The following is a 5,836-nucleotide window of genomic DNA, read 5'->3' as shown; positions in this document are numbered from 1 at the left end:
CATATATTTCTCTGAAACCTAGAGGTCAACCACTACAAATCACCGAATCCAGACACACTTTCTGTCGTTTAACCCGCGATTAAGGACACAAAACAAAAAAGCAGCGCCTGGGGTGGCGCTGCTGATTCAGTGAGTTACGCAGGAGTAGTCGGTGGCAGTGGGTGGTGGCAGTAGGCAGTGGGCAGTGGAGCTGCTTCCTTGGCCGTGCTCAGTTCTTAGCCGTGCTCGATGATTTGCTGCAGGCAGCTGCCCAGGGCCTCAACCGAAATCCTCGGCGCGTTGGCCTCATCGATTAGACCAGTATCAGAAAGAACTAGGTATCCGACGCAGAGGGAAATAGCCATTTGGCTGCGGTGCACAGCAGCATCGTGGCTAACGTCTTCCGGTCCGTCCTCTTCGACGCGGCGAATCAAGTCATCTGCAACAGCTTCATTGAACCGCTCGGCGATGACTTTTGCAGTTTCCTCGGAGTCGAGGGATCCGACAATCAGCGGAATCATGGACTGTCCGGCCATTCCTTGACCAGTCAAAATAGCGCTGGCCATCCGCTGGCCAAGTTCATTGAAGGGAGCTCGGCTGAGTGTGCCTTTGAACTGGCTGAAGTCAATCAGTTCGGCCATGAGACCTTCTTTGGAGCCGAAGTACTTGATGATGAGCGGCGCGCTAACGCCCGCATCGCTGGCAATTTCCTTCAGCGGCACGCTTCGCAAAGGCTTGCGCGCGAAGTGCCGAGCTGCAGCCGCGATGATGCGCTCGCGGGTGGACTGGGCGCTCCGTTGGAAATCGGTCGAATCGAACTCACTCATGCTGAAGAGTCTAAAGCCATGAAAGCGTAACTACGCCAATTGATTTCAGAGGCATGCGCAGGACGTGGCGATATGTTTTCGCGGCCACCTCAAAGAGGGGGTAATTTCTAGGTGCCTCATTTGGGGCAGGTTCCGTGCATGCTGTTGAACAATCGCTGGAAAATATGGAAAAACTCCAGGAAAATAAGGCGAATATTAAAGTTGGATTACAGCATTTCGAAAACTGAAACCAAGCGCCAACCGACGCTCGGGAGGCTCACTCTTGCGAATCACTGTTCAGGTGGACTAAGGGGCTGTTGAACCCGTTTCAAAATACAGCCTGATTACCGTAATTATTGTTCACTGAAGCTGACCGGCCAACAGCTCATCCTCCGCAGCTCACGATTCCTCAGCGCGTATCTCAGTTTTCCTACGCTGTTCAAAATTTTCCTACACTGGGATGTCATGAAGAAGACCCTCATGCTTATCGACGGTCATTCCATGGCCTTCCGCGCGTTCTTTGCCCTTCCGGTGGATAATTTCTCAACCACCGGTGGTCAGACAACGAACGCGGTGTACGGCTTCCTTTCTATGCTGTCCAATATCCTCAGCGAGGAAACGCCCACGCACGTGGCGGTCGCCTTCGATGTCGCCCGCGAGACCTTCCGCAACGAGATCTTCCCGGAGTATAAGGCTCAGCGTGAGAAGACTCCTGAGGAATTCCGTGGTCAGGTGCCGCTTATTCAGCAGGTGCTGAAAGAGATGGGCATCGTCACGCTGGAAAAGGACAACTATGAGGCCGACGACATTATCGCGACTTTGGCTACCCAAGCCAAGCCTGAGGGCTTCGAAACGCTCATCGTCACCGGTGACCGTGACTCGTTCCAGTTGGTCAACGACACCACCACGGTGCTTTATCCAATGCGCGGCGTCACCACGCTGCATCGCTTCACGCCTGCTGCTATCGAGAAGAAGTACGGTCTGACGCCGACTCAGTACCCGGACTTCGCTGCTCTCCGCGGCGACCCCTCCGACAACCTCCCGGGCATTCCGGGGGTCGGCGAGAAGACCGCGACGAAGTGGATCGTTCAGTACGGCACGCTGGCAAACCTCATCGACCACGCTGACGAAATCCGCGGCAAAGTCGGCGATAACTTCCGCGAGCGCGTCGCAAACGTCCAGCTGAACCGCGACATCACCGAAATGGTCAAGGACCTGCCCTTGCCATACGGTCCGAACGAGCTCGAGCTCCGTCCCGCCGACGCCCAGGGAATCATCGACTTCTTCGACCGCCTCGAATTCGGCGACAACCTTCGCGAGCGCGTGTTCCGCACCCTTTCCATCGAAGGCGCGGGCGTCACCGCCTCCACCAGCGACAGTGCGACAAAGCTCGAGGCTGTTTCGCTTGACGACGGCGCCCTGGCTGCCTGGCTCGATAATCTGCACGAGCCGGCCGCGTTGCAGGTCGGGGAGCACACCCTGATGATTGGCTCCGCAGATGAGAAGGGCAAGACCTCCGGCCAGGCTGTTTCTCTCGACTTGGGTGATCTTTCCGCCGAAGATGCCGACGCACTGCGCGAGTGGCTCGCTGGCGACCATCCGAAGCTGGTGCATGACTCTAAAACGGCCATGCATGCACTCTGGAACTACGACTTCGAGCTGGCCGGGGTCATCCACGACACCTTCCTGGCTGCGTATCTGCTGCGCCCAAGCCAGCGCAGCTACAGCTTGGACAACGTCGTCCAGCGTCACCTGGGCCAGACTCTTTCGCAGGCCGAGGGCCAGATGACCCTGCTCGATGGCCCGGCCGAAGACGCTTCCCATGTCGCCGCCGTCATCGACCTGGCTGAGCGATTGGCTGTCGAACTCGACGAGGCCGGGCTCTACAGTGTGTACGCCGACCTGGAAGTCCCGCTCGCCCCAGTGCTGGGTCGGATGGAGCGTGCCGGTATCGCTGTCGATGTTGATGCGCTCGAGGAGCTCCGAAAGCAGGCGCAGGCGGCTACCGATGAGGCGGAGAGTGAGGCTCGCAACCTCGTCGATAAGCCTGAGCTGAATCTCGGATCGCCGAAGCAGTTGCAAGAGGTCCTGTTTGACCAGCTGGGAATGCCCAAGACAAAGAAGACGAAGACGGGCTATTCCACGGCGGCGAAGGAAATTGAGGGGCTGGCGAAGGTCAACCCGCATCCGTTCCTGGATTACCTGTTGAAGTTCCGCGAGTCGCAGAAGATGAAGTCGACCGTGGAGGGGCTGATTAAGGCTGTCGCTGATGATGGCCGTATTCATACGACTTTTAATCAGACGGTCGCGGCGACGGGGCGTCTGTCGTCGACGGAGCCGAATCTGCAGAACATCCCGGTGCGCACGGAGTTCGGGCGACGGATTCGTGAGGCGTTCGTGGTCGGCGATGGCTATGAGCAGCTGATCACCGCGGACTACTCGCAGATTGAGATGCGCGTGATGGCGCACCTGTCGCAGGATCCGGGGCTGATTGAGGCCTACCGTCAGGGCGAGGACCTGCACAACTATGTCGGTTCGAAGGTTTTCGGTGTCGGCATCGATGAGGTTACGCCCGAGCTGCGTCGTCGTGTGAAGGCGATGAGTTACGGTCTCGCTTATGGCCTGAGTGCTTTTGGTCTGGCGCAGCAGCTCGACATTCCGCAGCGCGAGGCGAAGAAGCTCATGGAGGACTACTTCGAGCGCTTCGGCGGCGTGCGCGATTACCTGCACAAGGTTGTTGAGCAGGCGCGCAAGGACGGCTTTACGGCCACGATGTTCGATCGGCGCCGCTACCTGCCGGAACTCAACGCCGACAACCGCATCGCTCGCGATAACGCGGAACGCGCGGCTTTGAACTCGCCCATCCAGGGGTCGGCGGCAGACATTATTAAGATTGCGATGCTCCGGGTCGACGATGCTTTACGACGGGGCGGGTTGCGCTCACGTGTCCTCCTGCAGGTTCATGACGAACTGGTTGTTGAAGTTGCAGATGGGGAAGAGGGAGCCATCAAGGAGCTGTTGCATCGCGAGATGGACTCGGCGGCTGAATTGCTGGTGCCGTTGGATGTTTCCATCGGTGCTGGTGTGAACTGGGATACTGCTGCGCATTAGTGGTGCGAAGGTCGGGCCGTAGTGCTGGTCGGCGGACTTGTTGCGGGCTTGCCGCGGATGTGTTGCGGACTTGAATGTCGCAGCTCAAATCGGTATTGTTCGCTAGGTATGCATTAGCGTGCCGACTTTGCAGCCTCGAGCTCCAGGGACATCGGGTTAACTAATTGCCAATGGCGAGATTCGCCGAAAGCGGATTTGGCCCGGTTGTCCAGGTGTTTCTTTGAGGGGGCAAGGCCGAAATTGTCCGTTTTTCGATTTCTATCCGCTTCGGAGCACATCTTATATGTCCACTTCTAACGTCCCTCAGGTTGCCATCAACGACATTGGCACCGCTGAGGATTTCCTGGCCGCTGTCGACTCGACGATGAAGTACTTCAACGATGGTGACATCGTTGAGGGCACCGTCGTTAAGGTTGACCGCGACGAGGTTCTTCTCGACATCGGCTACAAGACTGAAGGTGTCATTCCTTCCCGCGAACTGTCCATCAAGCACGATGTCGACCCTGACGAAGTGGTCGAAGTTGGCGATGAGATCGACGCGCTGGTCCTGACCAAGGAAGACAAGGAAGGCCGCCTCATCCTGTCCAAGAAGCGCGCTCAGTACGAGCGTGCTTGGGGCACCATCGAGCAGCTCAAGGAGAACGACGAGCCGGTTACCGGTACCGTCATCGAGGTCGTCAAGGGCGGCCTGATCCTCGACATCGGCCTGCGCGGCTTCCTGCCGGCTTCCCTCGTCGAGATGCGTCGTGTCCGCGACCTCCAGCCGTACATCGGCCAGGAGATCGAGGCCAAGATCATCGAGCTCGACAAGAACCGCAACAACGTCGTTCTGTCCCGCCGTGCATGGCTCGAGCAGACCCAGTCTGAGGTCCGCTCTGAGTTCCTGCACCAGCTGCAGAAGGGCCAGGTCCGCAAGGGTGTCGTTTCCTCCATCGTCAACTTCGGCGCATTCGTCGATCTCGGCGGTGTTGACGGCCTGGTTCACGTTTCCGAGCTGTCCTGGAAGCACATCGACCACCCGTCCGAGGTTGTCCAGGTTGGCGACGAGGTCACTGTCGAGGTTCTCGAGGTCGACCTGAACCGCGAGCGCGTTTCCCTGTCCCTGAAGGCTACTCAGGAAGATCCGTGGCGCGTCTTCGCCCGCACTCACGCAATCGGCCAGATTGTTCCGGGCAAGGTCACCAAGCTGGTTCCGTTCGGTGCGTTCGTCCGCGTCGAGGAGGGCATCGAGGGCCTGGTTCACATCTCCGAGCTGGCTTCCCGCCACATCGATGTTCCGGACCAGATCGTCTCCGTCGACGAGCAGGTCATGGTCAAGGTCATCGACATCGACCTCGAGCGTCGTCGTATCTCCCTGTCCCTCAAGCAGGCTGACGAGGACTTCACCGAAGAGTTCGACCCGACCAAGTACGGCATGGGCGACTCCTACGACGAGCAGGGCAACTACATCTTCCCGGAGGGCTTCGACCCGGAGACCAACGAGTGGATGGAGGGCTTCGAGACCCAGCGCGCAGAGTGGGAGGCTCGCTACGCAGAGGCAGAGCGTCACCACCAGCTGCACGCTGCCCAGATCGAGCGTCACCGCGCTGCAGCTGCCGAGGCTGCAGAGACCGCTTCGAACTACTCTTCCGAGTCCGGCGAGGCAGCCCCGGCTGCTCCGGCCGCACCGGCTGCAGACAACGCAGGCGGCACCCTGGCTTCCGACGAGCAGCTCGCTGCTCTGCGCGAGAAGCTGGCTGGCAACTAAGCTAGGCCGCTAAGGGCTTACACGTCCCTTTGAGAAATCGCCCCGGCGAGGTTTTCCTCGCTGGGGCTTTTTCGTGCCTTCTTTGCTTTACGACGGGCACCTGCTCGGCCTTGTTCTGGGTTAAGTAAAGAAAAGTGTGTCTTTTCCGGGCGTGTTGCGGTTATTTGATCCAGCCTTTTTGGATGCCGAGGTT

At 58.7% G+C, this 5,836-nt stretch carries 3 protein-coding genes; 2 read left to right on the top strand and 1 reads right to left on the bottom strand.

The window, feature by feature from the left end; genetic code table 11:
* Positions 1–215: 215 nt before the first annotated feature.
* Complete coding sequence (locus tag QP978_RS10620) at positions 216–806, bottom strand: TetR/AcrR family transcriptional regulator (protein WP_049193961.1); 591 nt, start codon at positions 804–806, stop codon at positions 216–218.
* Positions 807–1,250: 444 nt separating this feature from the next.
* Between QP978_RS10620 and polA the strand changes: the two genes are divergently transcribed.
* The gene (gene polA / locus QP978_RS10615; protein WP_284857158.1) at positions 1,251–3,896 is read left to right on the top strand and encodes a DNA polymerase I; all 2,646 of its coding nucleotides are present in this window, start codon (positions 1,251–1,253) and stop codon (positions 3,894–3,896) included.
* A gap of 283 nt (positions 3,897–4,179) precedes the next feature.
* Positions 4,180–5,643 carry a 30S ribosomal protein S1 gene (gene rpsA / locus QP978_RS10610; RefSeq protein ID WP_005510285.1) on the top strand — a complete coding sequence of 488 codons (1,464 nt, stop codon included), beginning with the start codon at positions 4,180–4,182 and terminating at the stop codon, positions 5,641–5,643.
* The last annotated feature ends 193 nt before the right edge of the window (positions 5,644–5,836 follow it).

Origin of the sequence: Corynebacterium sp. MSK035 (assembly GCF_030232615.1) — a bacterium.
Taxonomy (GTDB): domain Bacteria; phylum Actinomycetota; class Actinomycetes; order Mycobacteriales; family Mycobacteriaceae; genus Corynebacterium; species Corynebacterium jeikeium_D.
The sequence above is the reverse complement of the archived record's forward strand: the minus strand, read 5'-3'. Positions and strand labels throughout refer to the sequence as shown.

Excerpts from the sequence above, each read along its gene's own strand:
- rpsA (WP_005510285.1), top strand. The coding sequence starts at position 4,180 with ATGTCCACTTCTAACGTCCCTCAGGTTGCCATCAACGACATTGGCACC.
- polA (WP_284857158.1), top strand. The coding sequence starts at position 1,251 with ATGAAGAAGACCCTCATGCTTATCGACGGTCATTCCATGGCCTTCCGC.
- QP978_RS10620 (WP_049193961.1), bottom strand. The coding sequence starts at position 806 with ATGAGTGAGTTCGATTCGACCGATTTCCAACGGAGCGCCCAGTCCACC.